The organism is Eubacterium sp. AF17-7 (genome assembly GCF_003461285.1).
GTDB lineage: Bacteria > Bacillota > Clostridia > Lachnospirales > Lachnospiraceae > Eubacterium_U > Eubacterium_U album.
In genome coordinates this window covers 1-26,992 of sequence record NZ_QTWU01000020.1, presented here as the reverse complement: position 1 = coordinate 26,992, position 26,992 = coordinate 1, and the positions used below count along the sequence as shown (strand labels likewise).

General features: G+C 31.2%; 23 protein-coding genes and 1 riboswitch. All 23 genes read right to left on the bottom strand.

Going from position 1 to position 26,992, the window contains the following annotated elements:
- Window positions 1–28: 28 nt before the first annotated feature.
- Entirely contained in the window at window positions 29–670 is a 642-nt protein-coding gene (locus DWW96_RS12890) for an ECF transporter S component (protein WP_022089151.1), read from the bottom strand.
- Window positions 637–2,262, bottom strand: coding sequence for an ABC transporter ATP-binding protein (locus DWW96_RS12885; protein WP_117910693.1), 1,626 nt, complete (start codon window positions 2,260–2,262; stop codon window positions 637–639). The genes DWW96_RS12890 and DWW96_RS12885 overlap by 34 nt, the downstream gene beginning before the upstream one ends.
- Window positions 2,235–3,131: an energy-coupling factor transporter transmembrane component T gene (locus DWW96_RS12880; protein ID WP_117910692.1), complete on the bottom strand. Its 897-nt coding sequence runs from the start codon at window positions 3,129–3,131 to the stop codon at window positions 2,235–2,237. Before DWW96_RS12880 ends, DWW96_RS12885 begins: the two co-directional genes overlap by 28 nt.
- Window positions 3,128–3,631 carry a DUF4430 domain-containing protein gene (locus tag DWW96_RS12875; protein ID WP_117910691.1) on the bottom strand — a complete coding sequence of 168 codons (504 nt, stop codon included), beginning with the start codon at window positions 3,629–3,631 and terminating at the stop codon, window positions 3,128–3,130. The genes DWW96_RS12880 and DWW96_RS12875 overlap by 4 nt, the downstream gene beginning before the upstream one ends.
- Window positions 3,618–5,126, bottom strand: coding sequence for a prenyltransferase/squalene oxidase repeat-containing protein (locus DWW96_RS12870; protein ID WP_117910690.1), 1,509 nt, complete (start codon window positions 5,124–5,126; stop codon window positions 3,618–3,620). Before DWW96_RS12870 ends, DWW96_RS12875 begins: the two co-directional genes overlap by 14 nt.
- 30 nt (window positions 5,127–5,156) lie before the next feature.
- Entirely contained in the window at window positions 5,157–6,353 is a 1,197-nt protein-coding gene (locus DWW96_RS12865) for a hypothetical protein (protein WP_117910689.1), read from the bottom strand.
- Window positions 6,354–6,424: 71 nt separating this feature from the next.
- Window positions 6,425–7,069 carry a nucleoside recognition domain-containing protein gene (locus DWW96_RS12860; RefSeq protein WP_117910688.1) on the bottom strand — a complete coding sequence of 215 codons (645 nt, stop codon included), beginning with the start codon at window positions 7,067–7,069 and terminating at the stop codon, window positions 6,425–6,427.
- 69 nt (window positions 7,070–7,138) lie between these two features.
- On the bottom strand, window positions 7,139–7,600 hold the full coding sequence (ribE, locus tag DWW96_RS12855) for a 6,7-dimethyl-8-ribityllumazine synthase (RefSeq protein ID WP_022089144.1): 462 nt from the start codon (window positions 7,598–7,600) through the stop codon (window positions 7,139–7,141).
- Window positions 7,601–7,888: 288 nt separating this feature from the next.
- Complete coding sequence (locus DWW96_RS12850; RefSeq protein WP_117910687.1) at window positions 7,889–9,091, bottom strand: bifunctional 3,4-dihydroxy-2-butanone-4-phosphate synthase/GTP cyclohydrolase II; 1,203 nt, start codon at window positions 9,089–9,091, stop codon at window positions 7,889–7,891.
- A gap of 18 nt (window positions 9,092–9,109) precedes the next feature.
- On the bottom strand, window positions 9,110–9,760 hold the full coding sequence (ribE, locus tag DWW96_RS12845; RefSeq protein ID WP_117910686.1) for a riboflavin synthase: 651 nt from the start codon (window positions 9,758–9,760) through the stop codon (window positions 9,110–9,112).
- On the bottom strand, window positions 9,742–10,869 hold the full coding sequence (gene ribD, locus DWW96_RS12840) for a bifunctional diaminohydroxyphosphoribosylaminopyrimidine deaminase/5-amino-6-(5-phosphoribosylamino)uracil reductase RibD (RefSeq protein WP_347496385.1): 1,128 nt from the start codon (window positions 10,867–10,869) through the stop codon (window positions 9,742–9,744). The genes ribE (DWW96_RS12845) and ribD overlap by 19 nt, the downstream gene beginning before the upstream one ends.
- Before the next feature lie 196 nt (window positions 10,870–11,065).
- A riboswitch (FMN riboswitch) is annotated at window positions 11,066–11,222 on the bottom strand.
- A 213-nt stretch (window positions 11,223–11,435) separates the two neighbouring features.
- Window positions 11,436–13,133, bottom strand: coding sequence for a DUF4886 domain-containing protein (locus tag DWW96_RS12835; RefSeq protein ID WP_117910685.1), 1,698 nt, complete (start codon window positions 13,131–13,133; stop codon window positions 11,436–11,438).
- 120 nt (window positions 13,134–13,253) lie between these two features.
- Window positions 13,254–14,675, bottom strand: coding sequence for an SLC13 family permease (locus DWW96_RS12830; protein WP_022089139.1), 1,422 nt, complete (start codon window positions 14,673–14,675; stop codon window positions 13,254–13,256).
- Window positions 14,676–14,730: 55 nt separating this feature from the next.
- Window positions 14,731–16,215 carry a class I adenylate-forming enzyme family protein gene (locus DWW96_RS12825; RefSeq protein WP_117910684.1) on the bottom strand — a complete coding sequence of 495 codons (1,485 nt, stop codon included), beginning with the start codon at window positions 16,213–16,215 and terminating at the stop codon, window positions 14,731–14,733.
- Between the two features lie 137 nt (window positions 16,216–16,352).
- Complete coding sequence (locus DWW96_RS12820; protein WP_117910683.1) at window positions 16,353–17,966, bottom strand: MBOAT family O-acyltransferase; 1,614 nt, start codon at window positions 17,964–17,966, stop codon at window positions 16,353–16,355.
- A gap of 5 nt (window positions 17,967–17,971) precedes the next feature.
- Window positions 17,972–19,534 (bottom strand): hypothetical protein, encoded by a 1,563-nt coding sequence (locus tag DWW96_RS12815; RefSeq protein ID WP_022089136.1) that lies wholly within the window; start codon window positions 19,532–19,534, stop codon window positions 17,972–17,974.
- 438 nt (window positions 19,535–19,972) lie between these two features.
- The gene (rsmI, locus tag DWW96_RS12810; RefSeq protein ID WP_022089135.1) at window positions 19,973–20,830 is read right to left on the bottom strand and encodes a 16S rRNA (cytidine(1402)-2'-O)-methyltransferase; all 858 of its coding nucleotides are present in this window, start codon (window positions 20,828–20,830) and stop codon (window positions 19,973–19,975) included.
- A gap of 44 nt (window positions 20,831–20,874) precedes the next feature.
- Window positions 20,875–21,621: a tRNA1(Val) (adenine(37)-N6)-methyltransferase gene (locus tag DWW96_RS12805; RefSeq protein ID WP_117910682.1), complete on the bottom strand. Its 747-nt coding sequence runs from the start codon at window positions 21,619–21,621 to the stop codon at window positions 20,875–20,877.
- Entirely contained in the window at window positions 21,614–22,510 is an 897-nt protein-coding gene (locus DWW96_RS12800) for a stage 0 sporulation family protein (protein WP_022089133.1), read from the bottom strand. The genes DWW96_RS12805 and DWW96_RS12800 overlap by 8 nt, the downstream gene beginning before the upstream one ends.
- The gene (locus tag DWW96_RS12795; protein WP_022089132.1) at window positions 22,507–23,520 is read right to left on the bottom strand and encodes a DNA polymerase III subunit; all 1,014 of its coding nucleotides are present in this window, start codon (window positions 23,518–23,520) and stop codon (window positions 22,507–22,509) included. Before DWW96_RS12795 ends, DWW96_RS12800 begins: the two co-directional genes overlap by 4 nt.
- 43 nt (window positions 23,521–23,563) lie before the next feature.
- The gene (locus DWW96_RS12790; protein ID WP_022089131.1) at window positions 23,564–24,154 is read right to left on the bottom strand and encodes a hypothetical protein; all 591 of its coding nucleotides are present in this window, start codon (window positions 24,152–24,154) and stop codon (window positions 23,564–23,566) included.
- 139 nt (window positions 24,155–24,293) lie between these two features.
- Window positions 24,294–25,718: an aminotransferase class V-fold PLP-dependent enzyme gene (locus tag DWW96_RS12785; protein ID WP_117910681.1), complete on the bottom strand. Its 1,425-nt coding sequence runs from the start codon at window positions 25,716–25,718 to the stop codon at window positions 24,294–24,296.
- 2 nt (window positions 25,719–25,720) lie between these two features.
- On the bottom strand, window positions 25,721–26,671 hold the full coding sequence (locus tag DWW96_RS12780) for a restriction endonuclease (protein WP_022089129.1): 951 nt from the start codon (window positions 26,669–26,671) through the stop codon (window positions 25,721–25,723).
- Between the last annotated feature and the right edge of the window lie 321 nt (window positions 26,672–26,992).

The following is a 26,992-nucleotide window of genomic DNA, read 5'->3' as shown; positions in this document are numbered from 1 at the left end:
CTCGTTTTTTGTAAATACTTTTTGCTACTTATTTTACATACATTCCGTATTTAATGTTAACTCTATCAATCTTTTTTAGCATCGGAATTAACATAAACCATAAAAATATAAAAGTTGATATACCATGTATTACATTCATAATAAATCCTGCAGTATAAGCTGTTATAAAAGCCTGAACACTTGGACTGTCTGTAGACATAAGAACTGTTGCCGTATCCATAATAACACCATAAACAACTATTGTTGCAAGCATCCCCATAAAACAAATAAAATTTTTTTGCTTCTTAGGAATATAACTTCCCACATTCCTTTTACTGTATGCAATTCCAAAAATATATCCTAAAAGTCCAAAGGCTACCATTTGCCATGGTGTCCAGGGACCCTGACCCATAAAAAAATTTGACACAAATGCCGTCATGGCTCCTGTTAAAAATCCTGCCTTCTTACCTAATGCAATTCCTGTAATAATTATAATTGCAGCGCAAGGTTTTACCTGTGGAGTCATGTAAAAAATAACTCTTCCGATAACTGCAAAACTAATCATGCACACAAGCATTACTATTTCTCTTGCCCTCGGTTTTCTTTTTTCAAATCCTAACGCAAATACAACAAATGAAATAAGTATAATTAATAAACCTACTCCGTAATAGAACCGGCTGTCATTGACCATACCACTTCCTCCTTTGTAATTGCTTTTTCAATTAATTCTCCTGCCATTTTATGAGAAACTGTTGTGTAAAATCTGTTTGTGCAAATCATTTCTCTTATACTGCTTTCTGAAATAATTTTTCCTTGGAAAAACATAGCACATCTGTCTCCATATTCTGCACAAAATTCCACGTCATGACTTACTATTACAATCGTCTTTCCCTGTTTTTTTAAATCAAGAATTATTTTTCCCATTTCTTTTTTATAAATTACATCAATTCCTTTTGTTGGTTCATCTAAAAGTAAAATATCAGGATTACACAACAACACCTTTGCCATTGCAAGCTTTTGCTGCTCGCCTCCACTCAAATCATATGGATGTGTTTTTTCATATTTATCCAGATTTAGTTTTGTTAAAATATCTTTATTTCCATCAACCTCATCTATAACCGTGTCATGAAGGAACATTGTCTGGACATTCTGTGGCATGTACACAATTTTGCCATTTATTTTTACTTTTCCTCTATATTGCTTCAATATTCCACACAATATTTTGATTAATGTTGATTTTCCTGCACCGTTTCCTCCTAATATGCAGTAAATCTGCTCATTTTCTATATTAACACTAATCCCCTTAATTATATCTGCTCTATCACGTTCATATCTGAACCATATGTTTTTTCCACTGATTGCAATGTCTTTCGCAGATTTATTTTTATCTTTATTCTCATACTCTAAGTTGATTAATCTATTTTGTTTTGCTATATTTTCTTTTATTATCTGATTTTGGTTTACATAATTCTCAATCCATTTTCTTCCCTGACCTACTGTAAGTGGAATATTTTCAGATAATTCTCCAATCTCTTTATAAATTTGAGCCGGTATGGGCATAAATTGAAATTCTTCTGTATTATAAAGTTTATCTGCGACTTTATAACTATTGTCATCAGCTAAAATTTCTCCATTTTTCATAACTACGGCTTTACTGCAAACAGGTAACAACTGGTCTAATCTATGTTCAGAAATAATAACCGTAGTTCCAAGTTCATCATTTATTTTATGTAACATCTGAATAAATTTTTCTGCCGCTATAGGGTCTAACTGAGCTGTAGGTTCGTCTAAAATTATTACTTTAGGCTGCATTGTCATAACTGCCGCCAGATTAAGTAACTGTTTTTGTCCGCCTGAAAGGCTGTTTGTCGTCCTTTCATATAATTTTGCTATTCCAAAATATTCTGCTGTCTCGCCAATTCTTGCCCCTATTTCTTCTCTTGCCATTCCCATGTTTTCCAAACCAAATGCAAGCTCATGCCATACTTTGTCCGTTACAATCTGCTGTTGAGGATTCTGCATTACAAATCCAATTTTCATTGCCTGAGTTCTTTCATCAACTTCTTCAATTTTTTTATTTTCAAATAAGACTTCCCCAGCTTTGTCTCCATTTGGAGTAAGTACACTTTTTAAACATCTGAGCAATGTCGTCTTTCCACAGCCTGATTTTCCACATACAACAACAAAATCACCATTTTCTATATTTAATGAAACATTTTTTAAACATGAAGAATCTGCCATAGCATATTTAAATGTTAAATTTTTGATTTCAATCTGAGCCATCTTATCTCCTCCATAATATTTATTAAAATTGGTGTTGCGCAAAGTGCTGAATATGTTATGTAAACCAACGTTGCGTACTTATTTTCTTCTATATAGAACATCGGATAGTAGTGTGTTTTGACACATCCAAATATACACCCTAAAACTACAATTCCGCCCAAAAATATAATCCATATCAAGGCGATTATGTCCCTTAATGTTAATTTATAATTATTAAAATTTGTCCTTCTCTTTACTCCGTAGCCTCTTGATGCCATCGAATCAGCCGTATCCACTGAATTTTCCAATGCCCATGTTGCTGTAATTGAGAAATTTTTCACCTGCATTTTTACTTTTCGAATAAAATTCATTTTGTTAATATCACTTCCATTTGCAATTGCCATAACTCTATTTACATCCGAAGTTTCTTTTGCATGAGCCACAAATGCCGGTACAAATTTTAATACCATTGAAAAAATTAAAGCAAGCGTAGGTACTATCTTCCCAAATACAGCTATAATTTTATCTTCCGTTACTATTTTTTGAAATGTAAAAATCCAAATCATTACCGTAACTAAAATTCCTGCTGCAAACATTCCATATATAATAGATTCCAAAGTGACTGCATTTCCTGTTGGCAAAAAGAATAGCACCGTCATTCCTCTATGAGAAAAAAGAGGGTTTATCAGCCCTGCAAAAATAAACAAGCCTAATAACCCTGTTAACTTTTTTATTTTTTTGTTTTTGTATACAATTACAAAATAAACCGTGGCAAATAAAAAAGAAATGAATATCATAATCGGATGATTCACAAACATAGTAATTCCCAATATAAATGCGTAAAATAATATATTTACTACCGGGTGAAATCTTCCGAATTCTTCTCTCATTTCTTTTCTATATCCTCTCCTAAATTACATGTATATTGAAATTTTATTTCATCATTTTCTTTAATCTTGTACTCACTGCAACTTACATTTGGTACATCTCCATTTACAGTATACATCCAACCTGACTGTTTTCCACAGTCAAATTCGTATAAATTATTAATTCCTTCTATATATACGCTTTTTGTTGCCGGCGTTATGCTACTTTCAATCAGTATTCCTTCATTTTTCAATTCTCTCTCTAAAATATCAAAGCAGGATTCCCCTTCTGTAAATTTAACTTCCTTTGTCTCATATATCACGCCATCTTTTGGTTGTGCTTTTCGTATATTATCCTGTAATTTGTTACTATTTATTGCATTTATACAAGTCACATACAAAGTACATTTTTGTGTTGCCTTTTCAGATTTTACACTTTTACTATTTCCACAGCCCCACAAGGAAAATGTCATAAGTATTGTAATTATACATATGCTTAATTTTCTCAAATTAGTTTTGTTCATCTTTATTTGTCACTCTTTTCTTCTTATATTTATAAACATCAAATCCAAATTTCCCGGCTATACCACAACATATTCCAAAAATAAGTATAATATAAGGTCTTCTATTTTTGTGTTTTGTTTCTTTAGTAACATTTTCTTTATTATTAACTGAATTTTTATTTTCTGTTTCTTCTTTATTATTGTCTGTAGCTATCTTATTTTCTTCATCATTATTTTCTAAAACATCTGTAGCATTTTCTAAGTTATCTGTAGTATTAGTATTTTCTTCCGTTTCTACATTGTTATCTTTTCTATTCTTAGATTCATTATTTTCTCTATTGTCGGTATCATCGCTATTATTTAACGTATTTCCATTTGATTTACTATTATTTTTTGAATTTGATAATGCATTCTTTTTTGTGTTCTTACTTGTAGAATTGTTTTTATCGTTGTTATTTGCATCATTCTTATTTTTATCAGACGCACTACTTTTTATTTCTTCTTTATTATCTGCCTTAGTTGTTTCTACCTTTGTATTTTCTATTTTAATAATTCCATCACTCATATCATAGAGTCTGTTCATTCCTGATATACTTCTGTAATAAGCTGTTATTGCATACATTGCCTGGTCTGTAGACATTTGATTTGCGCCTTTTCCCTTCGTATGGCAAAAAGCACCATTATCTTTATAAAATGTCATTAAACCGTCATATACGGTTTTGCCGTTTTTCACAAATCTGCTATCATCAATTTTTATTCTCATTTCAGATAATGCAGTTAAAACCTGTGCTGTACTTTCACAGTTTGAGTCACTTGTATTTCCATATGCACCATCAGATTTCTGTAAAGTGCTAAGAATTGCAAGTCCTTTATCAATGCTTTCTTTTACATTTTGTTTTTCATTATAGTATGGAGCAAGTGCCTGAATAACCATGGCAGTCACATCAACATCTGCTTCTGTTCCCATATAATTCCATCCGCCATTGTTCAGTTGTTGTTTTACTAAGAAATCAATTAACTTATTTCTTGTTGTCTGTTTTCCTGTCGTTGCGTCCGGAATTTCATAATTGCCACAATCAAAAGCCATAAGTGTGTAAGCAGCTCCATTTACACCTTGTATCATTATATTTTCAAATGTTGCGAGAGGTTGCAATAAATTATATCCTGAAAAATTCTGAGGATTTTTTTGAATTGCAGTTAATGCAATAATTGTTCTTGCATATTCAGTATATTTTCTTGTTGATAAAATTCCTTTGTTCTCTGTAACTGCTTTTGATACATTGCTTACATATTTTTCTATATATTCATCATTAATATTTCCACATCTGGCAAGTCCAAACACCGTCCATTCTCCGCCTACGCTTCCATACGTCGGATTCTTTACCGTATTCATCTGATAATATGAAATTTTATTTATTGTGTTTTCTATATCATCCTTTGACGGTGTCTGACTTCCCATAACTGAAGTTGAGACACACATAAAGAATATTGCAATTGTTGCTAATAATTTTTTCATGTGTTTCCTCTTGTTTAATATAAATATTTATTACTTAATTTTTACTGATTTAACTTTGCTCCATTTTCCATAAACCCTTACTTTATTTACTGTTTTGTAAGCTCTTACTTTAACGTAGCATTTCTGATTTTTCTTAAATTTCTTTGTTATTAAAACATTCTTTTTAGTAGTCTTTACAATTACTGTTCCTTTTTTGAAATTCTTTGTTGAAGAGTATTTGTACTGATATCCTTCTGCACCTGCAATTTTCTTAATTGAAATTTTTGCTTTTCCTGCTTTTACTTTCTTTACTGAGTTTACAGTTGCTTTTCCTAATGTCTGTATTTCTGTTGTTGTAGCCTGCACTGTTGTTTCTGCTGTTGTAGGCTGAATTGTTGTCGTAGGTTGTACTGTTGTTGCATCCTGTGCTGTAGTTGTTTCGTTTTCAGCTTTCTTTAATTCTGCAATCACCTCATCAACTTCATCCTGAGTTGCCATCAATTTTGTTGCAACTTTAATTGCATTTTTATACGCAATTTTAACATTTTCATTATTCATCCATAATGCTTTATTTCCATTAATTTTTGCTAATTCTTTTGTCAGAGTTGTTTTATCGGCAACCTTTAATGGTTCCATTCCTGCATAATTGCTTAATCCAACATCTGCTCCCCATCCATATACTGAAAACTGATATCTGATTACATCACCATCTTTTACAATATCTGCCGGTGTAAGATTTCCATTATCATTATCTCCGTTTACAGAAATCATCCATCCAGCCATACTATTATATGAATATTCTCCTAAACCATTGTTTGGCTGTGTATTACCATCATTTTTTTCATTTGACGGAGCTGAATATGATGTTGTATAAGTTTCTCCTTCATACTCATATGAACTTTCATAAGAAGGCATTTTTGCTATTTCTTCCGGTATGTCAATAATTCCTGTATCAGCATTCTCTATGCTTTGCAAATATAAATATCCATAGTTTTTTGAACCTGTATATTTAATCTCTTTTTCATTCATTACTTTCTCAAATACATCAGATATTGTCATATCGTCACTAACTTCAACGCTTACAGGCTCAACTACATAACCCTGTCCAATTGTAAACTTTTCTACTGAAAAAGTTACTGTTTTATTTGTTTCCTGTGCCTGAATCTTGTTATAACCTACTGTTGCAATACTTGTTGTCATTGAGACTGCAATTGCTATCGCCATTGCTTTTTTTACTGTATTTCTCATTGTCATTTCCTCCATGTATAATTAATCAACTAATTTTATAATAATCAATTAGTTATGTCAAACGATTGACATTACTCTCTACTCATTATTTTACACCACAATATCCCTGCTCCTGTGCTGAAACTTGTTGCAATAATTGCCGGAAGCACAACTGCTGACGGATTTACTGCACCATATTGGCTTCTATACGCAATAATGTTTACAGGAATAATTTGAAGTGAAGAAATATTTAATACTAAAAAAGTGCACATTTCATCAGTTGCAATATGCTTTGGAAATGTACACTTTCTTTTTCTTTGCCTCTTTATCTCTGATTTATTTTCACTTAATACGTATCCACTCTGTTCTAATGGATTTTCTGCTAATGCCTCCATTGCTTTTAGTCCTGCCGGTGTTGCCGCCCATCCCAAGCCTAATATATTTGCAATTATATTAGTTACTATCGGTTCTCTTGCATTATGGTTATGAGGCAGACCCGGAAACAGCCACATAATAATCGGTTCAAGTATTTTTTCCAGTTTTTTTATCATTCCACTTTTAGAAGCCACGTTCATAAATCCCATCCACATGCTCATAATTCCAAGCATTGTAATGCACATACTCACAGCCTCTTTTGTGGATTCTATTGCTCCATTTCCTACCTGTTCCATCCTGCCTGTTGCCATTCCATAAAGCACTGACAATATAATCATTCCTGCCCAAATATAATTTAGCACTTAATTTTTCCTTTTATTATTAAATGAATTATTATATTTTACGCAAGTCAGACATAATAATTACATAATTTATAGCATGCGATTTAAATTTGCCATTTCAATTGCTGAGCATGCAACATCAAATCCTTTATTTCCTGCTTTTGTTCCTGCTCTTTCTATTGCCTGTTCAATGTTGTCTGTTGTTAATACTCCAAACATTGTAGGCACTCCTGTTTCCATTCCTACCATTGCAATTCCTTTGCTTACCTCTGCACATACATAATCATAATGATCTGTCGAGCCTTTAATTACTGCTCCTAAGCATAAAATGGCATCATATTTTCCTGACTGAGCCATTTTCTTTGCTACTATAGGAATTTCAAATGCACCCGGAACCCACGCTAATGTAATATCGTCATCATTAACTCCATGTCGCACGCATGCATCTTCTGCACCGCTTACAAGTTTATTTACAATAAACTCATTAAATCTTGCTGCTACAATACCAATTTTTAATCCTTCTGCTACTAATTTTCCTTCTAAAGTTCTCATTTTAAATCTCCTCTTGTATAATATATTTTGATGTCAGTTTTTTTAAGTATGGTTTAAATTATAAGTTCTGACATTATTACACTTAACACTAAATTGCTTATACCAGATTTCTTAAATTTAAAAGAAATAGCATTTGTGGCCGTCGGTTCAAAGCTTTGGTGCATAGCCTGACTTGAAACTGTAAGTTACAAAGTCAGGCTGTGTGCTAAAACTTTAGAACCGCTACGAGCGACAAGCAGCGCGAGCGTTATTTCGTTAAATTTAAGAAATCGGGTTCAGCAAATAATCTTAGTAAGTTGTCATATGTGCCATTCTTAACTGCTTTGTTCTCAAATAATATTCATCATATTTTTGTGCTTCTATCTGTATCGGAACTCTTTCAACTATTTCTATTCCATATCCTGACAAGCCTGTAATTTTTGCCGGATTATTTGTCATAATTCTTAGTTTTTTTGCTCCAAGGTCTGCCAAAATCTGTGCTCCCATTCCATAGCTTCTCATATCTGCCGGAAATCCTAGTTTTAGATTTGCATCTACTGTATCTAGTCCCTGTTCCTGAAGCTCATATGCCTTAAGTTTATTTATTAATCCTATTCCTCTTCCTTCCTGTCTTAAGTAAAGTATTATTCCTCTTCCCTCTTTTGCAACCATCTCCATTGCTTTCTCAAGCTGTTGTCCACAATCGCATCTTTTAGAACCAAATACATCTCCTGTAAGACATTCCGAATGTACTCTGCAAAGAACAGGCTCTCCATTTCCTACATCTCCCATAGTTAATGCAACATGATGTTCCCCTGTTGTTTTATTTTGATAACCCACGATATTAAAATTTCCATATTTCGTTGGCATCTTTGCAACTGCTTCTCTTTTTACTGAACTGTCTCTTTCCATTCTGTATTTAACCAAATCAGCAATTGTAATTACCGTAAGATTATGTTCCTGTGCAAATTCAAGAAGTTCTGTTGTTCTCATCATTGTTCCATCTTCTCTCATTATTTCACAGCATAATCCACAAGGTTTAAGTCCTGCTAATTTTACAATGTCAACTGTAGCTTCTGTATGACCTGTTCTTTCTAATACTCCTGCTTTTTTTGCTTTAAGTGGAAACATATGGCCCGGTCTTCTAAAATCTTCAGGTTTTGCATTATCATCTACAATTGCTCTTGCCGTAATACCTCTTTCAACCGCTGATATTCCTGTCGTGGTTGATACATGGTCAATCGAAACGGTAAACGCTGTACAATGATTATCAGTATTTACTTTTACCATTTGTTCCAAATCAAGTTTTTCACAAAGTTCTTCTTCCATAGGCATGCAAATAAGTCCTTTTGCATAACTTGCCATAAAATTTACATTTTCAGTTGTTGCAAATTCTGCTGCACATACCAAATCCCCCTCATTTTCTCTATCAGGATCATCTATTACTAAAATAACTTTTCCTTCTTTTATATCCTTAATTGCTTCTTCTATTGTTCCTATTGTTTTACTCATTTTATATTCCTTCTTTCTTTAAAATCCATTTTCTATCAAATAGCTTTCTGTAATTTTTGACTTCTTTTGCTCATTATTGTTAGAAAAATTCAATAACTTTTCTACATATTTTCCTATAATGTCACACTCAAGATTTACTGTATCTCCAACATTTCTGTATTTTAAATTTGTGCTTATCCTTGTGTGTGGTATTGTGGATACTTTAAATCCTTTTTTATCAACATAAGCGACTGTAAGACTTATTCCATCAATTGATATTGATCCTTTTTCAACCACATATTTTATAATTTCATTATCTGTCAAAATTTCATACCATACTGCATTTTTATCTTCACGTATACTTCCTATTATCCCGGTTCCATCTATATGACCACTAACGATGTGTCCTCCAAATCGTCCATCTGCTGCCATAGCTCTTTCAAGATTTACACATGTACCTTTTTTGCTTCCATTTAAACCGGTTCTTTTTAACGTTTCTGACATCACATCCGCTTCAAATCCATTTTTCCACATTTTTGTGACTGTAAGGCAAATGCCGTTAACTGCTATGCTGTCTCCAACTACTGTTTTTTCTAAAACCTTTTCACATTTAATTCCAATCTGATATTTCTCACTATTGCTGTTAACGTATTCTATCTGACCGGTTTCCTCTATAATTCCTGTAAACATTGACTACCTCTTTTCAAATATCCGGTTAACATAATATCGTTTCCTAATTTTTGAATTTCCATATTTTCTATGTTGTAAGCTTCCATCATTTTTTCTACGCCTTTTCCTTCAATTGGTGATTTAGCATCAGCTCCACCTACAATTTTAGGTGCTATAAAACAACAGATTTTATTTACAATATTTTCTTTTAATGCCTGCGCGTTAAGTGTTCCACCACCTTCAAGCAATATGCTGTCAATTCCTTTCTCCCCTAATATTTTCATAAGATCGGATAAAACAACTCTTCCTTTCCTTTTCTGCCTTACGACTTCAACCCCACATTCTTCTAAATATTTTTGTTTATCTGTATCAGCCTCATTTGTGCAAACAACTATTGTTTGTATCTTATTAGCAGTATTAACAATATTACTTTCAAATGGTATTTTTAAATTTGAATCACATATAATTCTTATTGGATTAACATTTTCTTCTATTCTGCAATTTAACATTGGATTATCTTCTAATACAGTATTAATTCCAACCATTATTCCCATATACTTTTTTCGCATATTTTGAACGGTTTCTCTTGCCTTTTCACCTGTAACCCATTTTGAATCACCATTTTCACACGCTATTTTTCCATCCATCGTCATCGCATATTTCATTACAACATAAGGTGTTTTATTTGTAATATAATGAAAAAATACTTCGTTTAACTTGTCACATTCATCTTTTAAAATTCCACACTTAACTTCAATTCCGTGTTCTTTTAAAATCTTCACGCCCTTTCCTTCTACAAGTTTATTAGGATCCATACTCCCCACATAAACTTTTTTTATCTTTTTTTCTATAATAATTTCCGTACATGGTGGTGTTTTTCCATAATGACAACACGGTTCAAGCGTTACATAAAGTTCTGCTCCTGTTGTATCTTCTTTGCAATTTGTAAGTGCATTTCGTTCTGCGTGAAATCCACCTATTTTTTTGTGATAACCCTCCGCAATAATTTTGTCATTCTTAACCACAACACATCCTACAATAGGATTTGGATTTGTATAACCTATACCTTTTTTTGCTAATTCAATTGCTCTTTTCATGTATTTTGGGTTCAAAAAAAAGCCTCCTTTCATTCAAAGGGGCTTTCGCACAAATACAAAATGTCTATTAATCTATTCATCGCTAATTCCTATTCGCGTATGGTTTTTAGCAAATTATCATCAGTTGTATTTATATAATTAATTGTTGTGTAAATCATACAAACATCTAACCGGATAACCATCTATAATCAGATTAAATCCTTATTACTGATGAAGATTAATTACATCATCTATTCTTCTCCCATCCAGACTATACTGTCGGTTTTGGATTCTCACCAAATCAGCTGCTTTCGCAGGTCACGGACTCGTGCATCTTTACGCTCTGTACACTTACCGTCGGTTGGGAATTTATGCGTTATGCATATCACCCTGCCCCGAAGAATTTCTATTTAATTTCTGCTTAAAGTATAGTCACCTGTTTTTTATTTGTCAACAAAATTTCCAACAAACTATTTTTATTAAATATTTTTTTAATTTATATTTGCTAAATTTTTTGGGCATAAAAAGCCTCTAAAATAACAGATTTTTGTATATAATCTGCACATTTTAGAGGTCTTTATAATTAATTTTTATAATTTGCAAATATTCTTAAAACTTTATTATTTTACTTTTATACTATGCTCTGCTGTTTTATCACTATTAAGTTTGCTATTTGAATATATTGCCTGTATTTTGTAAGAATAAGTTTTATTTTTCTTAATATTTTTATCTATGTATTTTGCCTGAGTAGTTGTTGCGACTCTTTTAAATACCTTTTTGCCTTCCATTTTACGGAATACATAATATTTAGTGGCATTTTTATTTTTACTCCATTTTACATTTACACGATATACTTTCTTTTTCTTAACTTTTTTTACCTTTTTTGTCAGCTTAACATTACCTGGTGTCTTTAACTTTACACGCACATAACGTTCTGACTTAATTCCGCTTGTAGTTACAGCAGTTATTTTTGCTATGCCTACTTTTTTGGCCTGTATATTTCCCTGTGCATCAACAGAAACTATATCCGGATAATTACTCTTCCATGTAATTGTATCTGTTGTATCATCAGGTGCTATCGTAGTAGTATATTTTCCTACATATCCCTTTACAACTTTTAAAATCTTGCTTTCATTAATGTTAAAAGCTGTTGATGGCTGTTTTACATCAATTGTTGAATAGCATATTAAACCGCTGTCTGTTGTTGACATTACCTGATATTTTCCGGCCTTTAATGCAGTAAATTCACCTGTAATTCTGTTGATTGAAATACTGTTTGCATCAACAGCATCCCACATTATTTTATTTGTATATGTTGGTGTAGTATCTTTCTTATCAGTAACTGTTGTCTCTTTTTCATCTGAGGTTTTTGTTACATCTTCTGTTTTTTTAGTAGTATCTTCTGTAGTCTCTGATTCATCTGTCTGAGTTGATGTAAATGTTGCTGTCAATTTAGAATTTTGTCCCTTACTTACGGTTGTATAATAACTATCTACTTTTAATCTGCTGTCTGCAATTTTCTGCATTATAAGGGCATTTTCCATTGAAACTTTTGATATTAAATTATCTTTATCATATTCACTATTTGGTAAATATTTATTTCCATATGGACTTCTGTCAAATATTGTATTGTAAATAGTACATGCTGCCAAATAACTTCCTGTTACTGATGGATGAAGATTATCTGTTTTATACATTGTAATTTTAGGATAATCCTGCATTACTCTCATGAAGTTAGTTCCTGATGCTGCAACAAGTCCATCATATTCATCAGATATTTTAAAGTTATTTCTTGTTAAAATCTGTTCAATCTGAAAGTCGCTCAAAAATAATGACATTGAATTAACTTTAAAAGTACTTCCAATATTATTTGGCTGTGTTGCATATATAACCATTTTTGCTCCGGCATTATGTATTAAAGTATATAGAGTATTAACTGCTACTTCTGCCTCTTCTTCTTTTTCTACTAAAACTGCCCTGTTTTCCTGTAATACTACATAATCCCATGTATTATTTGTTAATGCCTGATAAACCTGACTTCCATACATGTTAGTCTTATCTGCAAACTGGCTAAGTTTATATCCTGCTGATGTAATAGATGTAACTTCACAATTTATTTTATCTGCATCACAAAGTCCTTTAAACATTTTTGGCATATCATTGTAATATGTATGACTGTTTCCTACAAACAATATTTTATATGTTTTCTGTGTAAATTGAACATCATCGGCGTATACGTTATTACTTACTGCCACAAAATATAACATCATAATTACACCGAACAATATTTTACTATATTTTCTAAATCTGGTTTTCATTTCGTTGCTCCTCGTCTAACATGTATTGCCTCTCTATCTAGTCGGCGACTAGTTATTGGAAACATTATTAAATATAAACTTCATTAATTTAGTTTCCATCTTAAGTTAATCTGTAAATATTTACGTTGTACTAAATGCCGGCCAATATTTTAACAATAATGAGCATACTATTGTCATTGCTATTATAATGATTACTGTCATTTTCCAACCCTCTTTAAGCATATACTTTGGCTGTAAACCATATCCAACAGGTATTGCTCTGATTGATGTTGGTAACATATAAGATAAATTTACTCCTACTGATGCAATGTAAACGTAAGGTATTGGATTTAAATTCATTCCCTTTACTATAGATATAACTATAGGTATTGCAACTGCTGCAGTTGCTGTATTTGATGTTACATCAGACATAAGTAAAGTTACTGTTATAATTACAAATACTGTTGTAACTCCACCTGTAAGTCCCATTCCTGAAACCAATTCACCAATTCTTTCTGCTGCACCTGATTCATTTATTAATGTTCCTACTGCAAGACCACCTGCAAAAATGTAAATCATTTCCCAAATAATTTTTGTCTGAACTGATTTCCAGAGCATAAGTCTTTCTCCATCAGAACGTGTTATTAAGAATGATAAAATTGCACAAATAATAAATACATATGCCGGTTTTAATCCCGGTAATAATGTCTGATAGAACTGTCTTGTGAATGCAAGTATTGTTGCTACTGCAAATAATCCAAGAGAAATCTTCTCTTCTATGCTCATTGGTGGGAATTTTTTATATTCATTTCTAAAATATTCTTTTGATCCACCAAGGCTTTCTGATTTTTTAACATCCCTAATCATGAAAACAATGTTAATAACAAGTAATGTAATCATAATTGGTAAGAAACGGATTACCCATGAAATATACATGTATTCTTTTCCTGTAAGCTGCTGTAAATAATCAACAGTTACAAGATTCATTGCTCCACCAAGTGGTGATGTCAATCCTCCAAGTCCTGCACCGTAAGCTATGTATAATAATAATTTTGAACCAATTCTACTATGTTCAATATCACCCTCACCTATGTACTTTAACATCGAAACTGCAATAGGTGTAATTGTTGCACATACTACTGCATTTGGTAAAATTGCAGATAATACTGTAGATAACATAAACCAGAAAATTAACTGAATTCTTAAGTTATCACCAATTAATCCAAGTAATGATGCTGCAATTCTTTTATCAAGTCCTGTTTCTTCCCAAGATACAGTCAATATTGATGCTCCAAGTAATAATAAAATTGTCTCAGATGCATAATTTGATATTACTGCAGACATATCGCACATAGTGACAATAGCGTTAATTGCTATTGGTAAAAATGCTGTTACTGCATAATCGATAGGCGCTGTTACCCACCAAAATGCCATCCATGCAACCGTTCCTATTGCTGCTCTTTCAGCTAAAGCCGGAAATGCACTCTCCGGTATTGCTAAACAACATAAAACAAATAATAACGGTCCTATTAATAAATAAATACGCTGTTTTGTCTTTGTCATTTTAATTCCTCATCTCAAAATACTCTTAAAATCACTGTGATTTTCTATTTATAAGTTACATTTCTTTTAATTTACGTTTAATTACTTTTCCATTAAAAGTTCTTGGGAGTTCATCTATTACCTGAACAACTTTTGGAACTCTTATCGCTTCTAATTTATCAGTCATAAATTTATGTAATGCTTTTTCATCATATTCATATCCTTCATTTATAACTATAAATAATTTAGGAGCTTCTCCTGTAATTTCATCAGGTATAGGAATACATGCACATTCTTTTATCATTTCGTTCTGTGCAACAACTTCTTCTATTTCTGAAGGTGCAATCTTAATTCCACCCATATTTATTACATCGCCTTTTCTTCCAAGTAAATATACAAATCCGTCTTCTCCCATATAACCTAAATCGTTTGTATATAAAGTACCTTCATCGTCTAAAACCTCTTTAGTAATTTCAGGTTCTTTTAAATAACCAGGCATGTTCATTGCACCCTTAAATGCAAGATTTCCCGGGTTTTCTGCTGATGCATTAACTATATTTCTATTGTCATCTACAAAAATTATATTTGCATTTACGTTTGGAATTCCAATACTTCCTTTTTTATCTCCGTATTTGCTAAATTCAAGACTAACAGTACAACCAGATTCTGTTGCGCCGTAAATATTAAATAATTTTGTATTTGGGAACATTTCTTTTAATGTTTCTTTTGCTTTTTCAGATAAAGGTGCTGAACCTAACTGTATATAATGAATCTGTTCGCTATATGTTCCAAATCTATCCTTTGCAAATTTCAATAACTGTTCAAGAATTGCAGGAGCAAATGTGAGTCCTGTTACATGGTATAAGTCCAATAATTTGAAGAAATCCTCAACAAATTTTACTCCGTCAGTCATTATAACTGTTCCACCTTTATAAAAAACGGAATATGTTCTTCTAAGTCCCATAGAATGATTTAACGGTGCTGTAACCATTTCAACATCATCTGAAGTTATTCCTATAGCTTCACTTACATTCTGCGCTATTGCTATATTGTTTTTGCAGATTATCTTAATTCCTTTTGACTTACCTGTAGTACCTGTAGTAAACAAAATTTCTGATAAATCATCTGATTTAGGCAATTCATACTTGTTTACATCACATTCAGTTTCATCATTCATTGCCTCTTTAAACATTTCCTTTAAACTAATGCATTCTGCAGAAGTATCCTTTAATTTCTTAGTATCAAGAAAATACTTTGTTTCTACAAAATTCATAATTTCAAGAATTCTGTCCTCTTTTACAGCTTTTTCTAATGGGCATGCAATCGCTCCAAGAAGCTGAATTGAAAATATTGAAAATAAATATTCAACCTTTTGTGCGCCTCTTAAAACTACAACGTCACCTTTTTTTACACCATTCTTTTCCAAATAAGCAGCTCCCTTATTTATCATTTTCCAAAACTGCCCGTATGTTGCCTTATTCTTTTTGTCTCCCACACATAATTTGCCGGGATTAATTTCTGAATTAGTTTTTATCGCTTCCAAAATTGAATTGTAACTCATGAAATCCTCCTAAAACTATCTCTTCAACATATGTTACTAAATTTATAGATGCCGGAGTTATAAGACTAAAATTATTCTGTATTTATACAAAATAATTATCATACCGTCTTTACTCCGGACATCATTATATTTTCAGATTAGAATTTACCATAGAAGAATGCGCCGGCATCATATCCTGAACCGTACATTCCAAAAATAAGAATTCCCGCAATAAGTCCTAAATATAAAACCCATCTGAAAACAATATTCTGTTCTGCAATTACATCTCTGACTGTCTTATTATCTTTATCGAATTTTTCCTGTAACATACTTACACACCATACTAATACAACTAAAAGCATAGCTAATGTAAATCCATGTCTGTCTAATCCGTATGAGAATAAACTTTCATCCCAAAGAGTGTGAAGTCCAAACTGTCTAAAGTCAAACATTCTCTTTGTAAATTCAATCATTGTTGTAAATCCTGCTGAAACTGCAAAGAAAATTCTACCTATTGTCGAAAGCATAAATGTTCTAATCATTCTAAATAAATTAAAACTAAAGCATTCTGTATCAATATGAAGGAATTTACACAGTTTCTGTATTGGAATTTCAAATAACGAACTTGTTATAATTAAAATTCCATGGTATACGCCCCAAAGCACAAAGCAACTTGCGGCACCATGCCAAACACCTGTAACAATCCATACAACTGCTGCCGGTATAACTGCTGAAAATGCTCTTGAAGCCTGGTTTCCCCATTTTCTTCTTGTGAATTTATTAATTTTCTTACATAATCCTGACATTGAAACCTGATACAATAAATAATCTTTGAACCATGCACCAAGTGAAATATGCCATCTTCTCCAGAACTCAGGCATATTCTTTGAGAAGAACGGATGCCAGAAGTTTCTATCAAGATTAATTCCAAATATTTCAGAAACACCATGGGCAATATCCATACATCCCATCCAGTCTAAATATAACTGAATTGAGAATAATGATATTCCAAGTAAAAGTGGAAAACCTGTAAGCTGCTGCCAATTTGCTAATACTCCATTTGTAAATGCCTGTATTCTGTCAGATATTACCATTTTTTCAAAGTAACCCCATAAGATTAATTGAAATCCTTTAGTTACTCTGTTGTAATCAAATGGATGATCTGCAAAAAACTGTGGTGCTAACCTGTTATATCTTCCAATTGGTCCCTGCACAATATGAGGGAAATACATTGAGAATAAGGCAAGTTTAAAATAATTTGTTTCTGCTCTATATCTCTTCCAATAAACATCAAGTATATATCCAACAAGCATAAATGTATAAAAAGATATTCCAAGTGGAAGTATGAAATTAAACTCTTTACTCCAATCCATTCCAAATTTTGAAAGGATTGTGGATACACCTGATAAAATAAAATCTGTATATTTAATTACACATAACAATCCTAAATTAATAATAAAATCAACTACGAGGACTCTTCTTCTTTGTTTTGTACGTCTTTTCTTAAAAGCCTTCTTTGCATCTTTTGAAGAGAATTCACGTTCCTTTAAAATTTTATCCTCAGCATCATGCATTTTCTGAATTTTTCTTGCGAAAAAATATGTGCTTAGCGATGAAATAATTATAAAAACAATATATTTAGGTCCTGCAAATAAATAAAATGCAATACTTGCAATTAATAAAAATATCCACTGACATTTTCTAAAAACTGTAAAATACAATAAAATTACTATTAATAGAAATGGGATAAAAGATAGTGTATTAAAGCCCATTTTAGCTACTCTCCTCTGTTCAATGTAGTTTCACCATTATTTGAATACAAATAAACTGTGCTTACAACTCTTTTTAGTTGCTTATCGTATACTATAATATTAAAACCATAAGATGTTAAACTTGTACATTCATTGTCATTTAACTTTAGTGTGCTTCCTGTTGCATCAGCTTTCACAAGATAGTCTGTTCCATCACTAAATGTTCCACCTAATGAAACACTTACTGCACTGTCTTCACTCTGCTTAGCCACTTCATTGTATGTCTTACCATCATTTGTAACACTTACTATATTTGTACCAAATTCGCTATCTTCAAATATCTTTTTACTAACACCCATATTTATAAGAGTGTTCTTCTGTTCATCAGTAAATTTAATATTATTAACATTTGAACCTGCTGCTAAAATGACTTCATAATTTCCATTACTCTTATCCTGTACTTCTTTTAAATATTCATCTAAAGTTGTCGGGAAACTTAATTCACCTTCTTTTATAGATGCTTCATAATATTTTTTATATTTTTCAAAACTCTTCTTAACGCTATTATTTCCTTCTCTGTAATCAGTAAGATCATAATTTTCAGTTAAATATTTTCCCAAAAATTCTGAAGTCTTTTTTGCTCCCTTTATATTTAAATGAATTGCATCAGCTAAATCTGTTTTATAATTAAAATCAAGTTCTTTTCTAACGCTCTTAAGATTCATATCTATAAACGGAATATCATTTTCATCCGCAATTTTTTGAATATAATTATGCTGTTTTTCTTTCCAGCCTGTGTCAGGACTCTTTACGAATAATAACTTAACATTTCTTTCTTTAGCTAATTCAATTATTCTTCTCACATACTTAGCATTAACTTCATTTGGACTTTCAATTTTATCTGACTCTACTTCAAATCCATCATATAAGCCTTTTTGTGCATCCTCTTCAATATAAGTATTCATATCCTTAAATTGTGTTGATAATACTGAAAAGCCTCTAGTATAACTTTTGTTATTTCCTAAGAAGAAATCATAATCATCATAATTTAATTCTGACCATCTTGAATGATATAAAGATAATGGGAATAAATATGAAAATAAATCCGGTTTTACTTCATCTTCGTCTCTTTGAACACTATTGTATTCAATTGCATATTGAAGTTTGTTTTTTCCAATTCTCATATAATCATATGATTTTCTTGCTTTTTCCTCTGCCTTTTCAGATGATTTTCCGGCAGATTTAATTTCGACAACTGCTACTTTAATATCCTGTGTGTCTAATGCCTCTTTGAACCAAAAAAATGTTCCTATCATCGGCTGTGACATAACACCTAAATTATATGAAGAAATACCGTAATCTTCATATAACTGATACGGATCTGCTGTTGCAGCAATAACGCTTGCTCCAAAGAATAAAACTTCTGTACTGTTTTTTTCCAATTCATAAAAGCTCTTATTTGTTTTTGATGATGCCCAACGATTTTCTAACCACTTTGGTTTAAATAATCCTTCTAAAGCATTTACCATTAATACTGCCACTAGACAAAAACAAATAATTTTTACTATTCTTCCTATTTTCTGTTTCATTTTTTTCTCCATTAGTAAATAATTTTTGTATTTTAAAATAAACTTATATAACATTTAATAAAATTATAAGAATTTTAAGTCTCAAAAAAATAATAGTTTCCAAACTTGATATGCTCTTGTCCAAAAACTACTACCTATTTCTGCATAAACTTCTGTCTAACTGTATGTCATCATAAAGCACATTTTCACTAAATTAACATGTTTACTTTTTCATTAAACTCTCTAAGAATTGACACTATAATTCATTAAACCATAAAATTATAACAAAATCATTTAATCATTACAACATAATTGTTATAATTTTTTGATTACAATTATTTCTAAATTCTTTTACCTTTATTATTACTATTAAATATCTCTTTTTAATTAATTCAAATAGTTTTATTAATTAGCATATTTTTATTTATTTCGTAATAATTTTTTATAAAAACAGACATCTTATTCTTTTATTAATGTATTATAAATGTCTCTTTTTGAAACTCCTCTGTCTTTTGCTACCAATTTCATAGCAGCTTTTTTATCATTGCCTTGGTTTACATAATATTCCATATGTTCTTCAATACTCATATCTTCCCACTGTTTTCTTTTTTCTTCCTTAATCTCCTCCTGAGATTTTCCTTCTATTACAAGAACAAATTCTCCTTTTGGTTCTTTTTCATTATATTTTTCTATTGCACCATCAATTGTTGTTTTATCAGCTTCTTCATATTTCTTAGTAAGTTCGCGGCATAATGTAATACTTCTATTTCCTAACGCATCTCTTAATTCCTTTAGTGTTCTTACCAAGCGGTGTGGTGCTTCATAAATTACTATTGTCCTTGTTTCATTTTTCAACTCTTCTAACACAGTTGATTTTTCTTTTTTATCACTAGGTAAAAATGCCTCAAAACAAAATCTTCTTGTTTTTTGTCCCGACATTGTAAGTGCCGTCACGCAAGCTGCTGCTCCCGGAAGAGATGAAACTTCTATTCCCGCTTCATAGCACTGTCTCACCACCTCTTCTCCGGGGTCTGATATTCCAGGCGTTCCGGCATCCGTAATAATTGCTACGTTTTTCCCGTTTAGCATCATTTGAACCAACTGTTTTGCCTTATCATATTTATTAAATTCATGATAACTTGTCATTGGAGTCTTTATTTCAAAATGATTTAATAATTTTACACTATTTCTTGTATCTTCGGCACCAATTATATCAACTTCTTTCAAAATTCTTACAACTCTGTACGTTATATCCTCCAAATTTCCAATTGGTGTTGCACATAAATACAATTTTCCCTGCTTAATTTCTTCACTCATAGACTTTCTCCATGTTTATTTTCTATTCACAACTTAAACATTAATCATTTTTCTTCATTATAACCATATATATCATATATCTCATCTGTATATACGCCCTGTTCTTTATATACAATCAATGGTTTTTCCACCTTAACCATGGACTTACCTCCACGGCATCCTTCAATAAGAACCATATTTGCTTCCTTATCTGCAAATGGATGAACCATTCTTATTCTTTTAGGCTCAATTCTATACTGTCGCATTAGTGATATTATGTCAACTAGCCTGTGTGGTCTATGTACCATATAAAATCTTCCTTTCGGCTTTAACATCTTTGCCGATTCTCTTATTACATCTTCCAAATTGCACAAAACTTCATGTCTTGCAATCGCCTTAGGCATTTCAGGATTTTTCAATCCATGATTTTCATTCATATATGGCGGATTTGTAGTAATAACGTGAAAAGTGGCTCCGCCGAAAATTCCCGAAGCCTCTTTTATATCACCTGTCACAATATTAATTTTATCCTGCAGTTCATTCATTTCTACACTTCTTGTAGCCATCTCAGCACTTTCATGCTGAATCTCAAGTCCTGTAAAATGCTCTCCGTTGGTCTTTGCTTCCATTAAAATAGGAATTATTCCTGTACCTGTTCCTAAGTCTAGTACATTTTCCCCTGATTTAGCGTCTGCAAATCCTGACAATAATACTGCATCCATTCCAAAACAAAACTTGTCCTTACTCTGAATTATTTTATATCCATTCCGATTAAGGTCATCAATTCGTTCTCCCTGTTTTAAATTAATCATCTAATTTTGATTCCTCTTTATCTTCAAGCCCTTTTAGCGCCTTTATTTCATCTGCTGCCAAATTGATTTTCTTTTTCTTAGGCTTGAATTTTAATTCTTTAATATTATATTCTCTGATTTCCTTTTCGTCATTTACTTCTACAATTACTTTTACTTTCTGTCTAAGAACATTTACACTGTATACTTCTCCTCGTAATCCGTCAAATGTTTTTACATTTTCACCTACACTTGGAAGATTCGCATTTAAGTATTCATATGTTTCCTGCTCATTTTTTAAGCAACACATTAAACGTCCACATACACCTGATATCTTCGTTGGATTTAATGAAAGACTTTGTTCTTTTGCCATTTTAATTGAAACCGGTGCAAATTCCGGTAAAAATGTATGACAACATAAAGGTCTTCCACACACTCCTATTCCTCCAAGCATTTTAGTTTCATCTCTAACTCCAACCTGTCTTAATTCAATTCTTGTTTTAAAAACAGATGCCAAATCTTTAACTAACTCTCTAAAATCAATTCTTCCATCTGCTGTAAAATAGAATAAAACTTTATTATTATCAAATGTATATTCTGTATTAATAAGTTTCATTTCCAATCCATGTTTCTTTATTTTTTCGAGACAGATTTTATATGCCTTTTTTTCTTTCTTTTTATTTTCTAACTCTTTCTCATCATCTTCTGGAGTAGCCACTCTTATAATTGGCTTAAGTGGTGCTGAAAGTTCTTCTTCATTAATTTCCTTTATCTTTCCAACAACTTCACCATATTCTATTCCTCTTGCAGTCTCTACTATTACATGCTGGCCATTTTCAACTTCTATATCACCTACTGCAAAATTATAGATTCTTCCTGCCTGTCTAAATCTTACTCCGATTACTTTTGTCATTTTTGAATCCTTTCTCTAATAATCAAAAACAATACTTCTAAAGTTGCATCAAAATTTACATTTGACCCAATCCTTTTCTCCGCATTATCTATTTCTTCTAAAATAATATTTATATCTCTAAAGCTTAGTTTTTCACTTTGATTAACTATAGCCATATAATCATCCTGAAATATCAGCTTTTCTGAATCTTTACATGCCTTATACACAAGCATATCTCTATACCACACATACATAAGATCAAAAAATTCATCTATATTCTTTTTTAGTTCTCCCGCTGTCTTTACTGCCTGAGTTATTACATTTATTCCCCCATGTTCCATTGCAATCAATGTCTGAACCAGAGAATTTTTTAGTTCTTTAAACTCTTCTGATGTTGCAAGTTTAACAGCTTTTCCCGGATTTCCTTCAGCAAATGCCGCAGCAACACTTGCATCATAAGAACCTATGCCAAACTCACTCATTAAATAATTCTTTATTGTGCTTTCTTTTACACTTCTTATATTTAATACAACACATCTTGATAAAATTGTCTGCAAAAATTTATCTGCATTTGTAGTAAGTAAAATAATTATTCCATATTCCGGCGGTTCTTCTATAGTTTTTAATAGTGCATTTTGAGCTGCCTCTGTCATTTTTTCACAATCCGGAACTATATAAATTTTATGTTTACTGCTATACGGTTTAATCACAATATCATTGTTAATCTGTTCTCTTATCTCATCAACACCAATACCACTTTTCTCGTATGTCACAATTCTTATATCCGGTTGGTTTCCGGTATCTGTCTGATGACATGATTTACATTTTCCACAAGCAACTCCTGTCGGAGTTTTTCCTACAGTGTTATTATCCTCACACTGTAAAGCTTTCGCAAATTGAAGCGCTAACTCCATTTTACCTGACTCAGCTTCTCCATTGATTATATATGCATGAGAAATCTTTCCCATCTTTATTGCATTTTCAAAATGTTGAGTTATGTGATTTTGACCTAAAACTTTTCCATTTGCCATACAACAAACCTCATAATCTATTTACACTAACTAATTAAATATATCATAAATACTTCTTTATGTCATTTTCAATATTATTTACACATTCAAATAATTTGTCATTTTCATATATTTTATCAATTCCAACTTCTAATATTTTTTCTCTTGAAAAATCTTCTTCATCGGCAATAAATCTACGACACAACTCTGTATATTTTGGATTTTCCTGACGTCTTTCCCTTTCTACCGCCCTAGAAAGTCTTTCACCTGGTTCAACATATATGTAAAACGGAATAACATTTTCTTCTCCATAATACTTTCTCATTCCTTTATAAGCCTCTAAAGTTCCAATATAAAGGTAATTATTGTCACTATCCAAATCTATTTGTCCATCATCTGCTGTAAAATAATTCCATAATCCGTGTACAGTATTATAGCCTCTGCACTCAATTATTTTTCCCTTATCTTTCATTTCTTCTAATTTTTGAGGAGAAACAAAATAATATTCTACTCCATTTTTTTCGCCCACTCTCATAGGTCTTGTTGTATATCCGACAACTGTCTTTAAATTCAATTGCCTATTATTTTTAATTTGCTGAAAAATTGTATCCTTACCGGAGCTACTTTTTCCTAATATATAAAATATTTTTCCCATTTTCTTTCCTTTTCTTTAATCAACTTAAATAGTTCATACCTATTTTTTATTATATTATTAGTCATTATTAAATTAATTTAAATGTTATGAATTTAAATATTAATAATTTAATTGTTTTTATATTAATTACATAATTAGATTAATCAACAATTTTAAATTTATCATATCTAACTATTTCATAATTTCTATTTTTGTATTCCTTTATTTGTTCAACAAGCTTTACATTAACAACTTCGCCTGGAACAATTAATGGAATTCCCGGTGGATACAAATAAAGATACTCCGCAGATACTTTATTTATTGCATTTTCAATATTTACCAACTTTGTATTACTATTAACTGCATTAGAAATACTCATCTCCTGAATATTTCTTACTAATTCAAAATTTGTATTCTTAATTTTCTTTATTTCTGATTTGTTTGTAATTTTTTTGAGTTCTGCATCAATATAATCTAATGCTTTATATAATCTATCAAATCCCTCTTTATTATCACAAAAGGTAGTTATAGCCAACACATATTTTGCAGCTTCCATTTCCATTTCCAAATGAAATTTTTTACGTAAAATATCATTCATAGGTTTTCCACCCATACTTGAGTTAATTATTAATTTACTTAAATCAACATCAAAAACTTCATTCGTTCCAATAAGTTCTTTTCCCGGAATATGTATGTCATGTAATTTATCACATTTTTTTCTAAATTCTTCTATGTCATTGCTAAATTTTTCATATATTTCATTTCCATTTTTATCTAAAAATGATATGCATTTATCCATATTTGCCATAAAAACATATGAAGGACTGCTTGTCTGAAAAATTGACCAAAAATGTTTTATTTTTTTCTCATCAACTCTTTTTTTTCCTTCTTTAGATAAATGTAACAATGCAGTCTGCGTAAAAGTCGGCAAAGTTTTATGCATACTCTCAATTACTAAGTCTGCTCCCATATCATATGCTGGTTTTGGAAATTTATCTGATATTCCAAAATGCGCTCCATGAGCTTCATCAACAATAAGCACTGCTCCATTTTTATGCGTAATATCTGCCAAAGTTTTTATATCTGACACAATTCCATCATATGTAGGCGACGTTATGACAACTGCTTTTATATTACTATTTTTTTCAAATAAATTTTCTAATTCTTTTGCACTATATCCCCCATTTATCCCATATTTAGGTATATACTTTGGATACAAATATGTATTATTTAACTTAAGCAATTCACTTGCATTATATACTGCTTTGTGACAGTTTCTTCCTATTATTATTCTATCCCCCTGTGTAAGACACGAATGCATTGCTGTTAAAATGCCAACTGTGCTTCCATTTACTAAAAAATATGTTTTTTCCGTCCCCCAAAATTTTTTTGCCCGTTCCATCGCATCCTTAAGCACGTCATCTGCTTCGTAGAGCATATCAAATCCATCTATTTCTGTTATATCAATATCAATTCCATACTGCTCTTTTATTAAATTTACATTTCTCTTATGTCCCGGCATATGAAATGGGTAAAAATCAGACTTACTATATTCTTTTAATTTATCATATAAATCCTTTGACATTACTATTCTTCTTCTAACTCCTCATTATCAAACATATTTTCAAATGAAATCTGCTTGTAATTGTATTGATTTTTCTCAAATCCCTCTAAAAATACTTCCATAGACGCATACTCTTTTCTGCCTTTTTTAATCAAATAAGGTACATCTATATTAAATATTACATTTTCTTTTGTCGGATTATCTTCTCGCTTCATCAATTTTTCTACAATAGCCAATGGTATAGAAAATTCAGCTACACTTTCCATAAATGTTAATTCAAATTTGGCTTCAAACAAATTTTCCGTTCTATAAACTTGTTCTATATAAACTCTTCCTACTTCTGATTTTTCGGCCTCTTCAATAACTGGAATAGACCATCCTTCATTTCCACAAATTATAATCGGATATACGTTATTGACTATTCCAACCATTGCATCAGGCAATACATGTGTTTCATCTACTGCATTTTCGTATCCAACTAATAATTCTTCTTTGGAAATCGTATTTATTACATTTTCATTTAATCCATTAACAAATTCATTTATGTTTTCTAATATAGGTTTAAAAACATCTATTTTTTCAAATGAAATAAGAAATATATTATGTGCCCATGCATATTCCTGAGCAGCACGACTAAATCCTGTCGCACTAAAATAACATCCTACATTATTGTATATATTTTCATTTTTATCCACGCCTAAATATCTATTTTCATTAATATCTGTAATAATTCCATAAAAATCTCTTATATGAGACAATTCAACTCTATTTTTTGCATAAAATTTATATTGGCAAATCATTCTTATTGGAGTTGTAAATGCTGAAGGCATATTTAAAATACCATAACTATATATTCCATGTTGTGAACTATTTCCATTTATTTCTTTTTCTTTTATAGTTACATATCCACTATCTTCTAATAATTTATTTACTTTTTTCTCAAATATATACTCTCTTGCCTGATGTTCTTTCATATATACCACCTACTCATTTGTTTATTTGCGTGCATCCTTTTATATTTTACTATTTTTTCAAGACTATATCAAATCTTATTATTTCCTATAATTATTATTTTTTTAATTTAATTTCTATATTTATTCAAACCAACCTAACACTAAATATGTATAAAAATTATATACTTATATAATAAAAAAAGAAGCATTCCTGCTTCCCATCACTTCATTACTTATTAACGTTCCCTTATCCGTCCCGTTTTTCTTGTTCTTCTCTTACCAAATGACATTCGGACATAGTTAGTGCCCAGTTCCGGAATCGAACCAGAGACACGAGGATTT

Bases quoted from the DNA above. Each gene is read 5' to 3' on its own strand.
- DWW96_RS12890 (WP_022089151.1), bottom strand. From the start codon at position 670: ATGGTCAATGACAGCCGGTTCTATTACGGAGTAGGTTTATTAATTATA.
- DWW96_RS12885 (WP_117910693.1), bottom strand. From the start codon at position 2,262: ATGGCTCAGATTGAAATCAAAAATTTAACATTTAAATATGCTATGGCA.
- DWW96_RS12880 (WP_117910692.1), bottom strand. From the start codon at position 3,131: ATGAGAGAAGAATTCGGAAGATTTCACCCGGTAGTAAATATATTATTT.
- DWW96_RS12875 (WP_117910691.1), bottom strand. From the start codon at position 3,631: ATGAACAAAACTAATTTGAGAAAATTAAGCATATGTATAATTACAATA.
- DWW96_RS12870 (WP_117910690.1), bottom strand. From the start codon at position 5,126: ATGAAAAAATTATTAGCAACAATTGCAATATTCTTTATGTGTGTCTCA.
- DWW96_RS12865 (WP_117910689.1), bottom strand. From the start codon at position 6,353: ATGAGAAATACAGTAAAAAAAGCAATGGCGATAGCAATTGCAGTCTCA.
- ribE (WP_022089144.1), bottom strand. From the start codon at position 7,600: ATGAGAACTTTAGAAGGAAAATTAGTAGCAGAAGGATTAAAAATTGGT.
- DWW96_RS12850 (WP_117910687.1), bottom strand. From the start codon at position 9,091: ATGAGTAAAACAATAGGAACAATAGAAGAAGCAATTAAGGATATAAAA.
- ribE (WP_117910686.1), bottom strand. From the start codon at position 9,760: ATGTTTACAGGAATTATAGAGGAAACCGGTCAGATAGAATACGTTAAC.
- ribD (WP_347496385.1), bottom strand. From the start codon at position 10,869: ATGAAAGGAGGCTTTTTTTTGAACCCAAAATACATGAAAAGAGCAATT.
- DWW96_RS12835 (WP_117910685.1), bottom strand. From the start codon at position 13,133: ATGAAAACCAGATTTAGAAAATATAGTAAAATATTGTTCGGTGTAATT.
- DWW96_RS12830 (WP_022089139.1), bottom strand. From the start codon at position 14,675: ATGACAAAGACAAAACAGCGTATTTATTTATTAATAGGACCGTTATTA.
- DWW96_RS12825 (WP_117910684.1), bottom strand. From the start codon at position 16,215: ATGAGTTACAATTCAATTTTGGAAGCGATAAAAACTAATTCAGAAATT.
- DWW96_RS12820 (WP_117910683.1), bottom strand. From the start codon at position 17,966: ATGGGCTTTAATACACTATCTTTTATCCCATTTCTATTAATAGTAATT.
- DWW96_RS12815 (WP_022089136.1), bottom strand. From the start codon at position 19,534: ATGAAACAGAAAATAGGAAGAATAGTAAAAATTATTTGTTTTTGTCTA.
- rsmI (WP_022089135.1), bottom strand. From the start codon at position 20,830: ATGAGTGAAGAAATTAAGCAGGGAAAATTGTATTTATGTGCAACACCA.
- DWW96_RS12805 (WP_117910682.1), bottom strand. From the start codon at position 21,621: ATGATTAATTTAAAACAGGGAGAACGAATTGATGACCTTAATCGGAAT.
- DWW96_RS12800 (WP_022089133.1), bottom strand. From the start codon at position 22,510: ATGACAAAAGTAATCGGAGTAAGATTTAGACAGGCAGGAAGAATCTAT.
- DWW96_RS12795 (WP_022089132.1), bottom strand. From the start codon at position 23,520: ATGGCAAATGGAAAAGTTTTAGGTCAAAATCACATAACTCAACATTTT.
- DWW96_RS12790 (WP_022089131.1), bottom strand. From the start codon at position 24,154: ATGGGAAAAATATTTTATATATTAGGAAAAAGTAGCTCCGGTAAGGAT.
- DWW96_RS12785 (WP_117910681.1), bottom strand. From the start codon at position 25,718: ATGTCAAAGGATTTATATGATAAATTAAAAGAATATAGTAAGTCTGAT.
- DWW96_RS12780 (WP_022089129.1), bottom strand. From the start codon at position 26,671: ATGAAAGAACATCAGGCAAGAGAGTATATATTTGAGAAAAAAGTAAAT.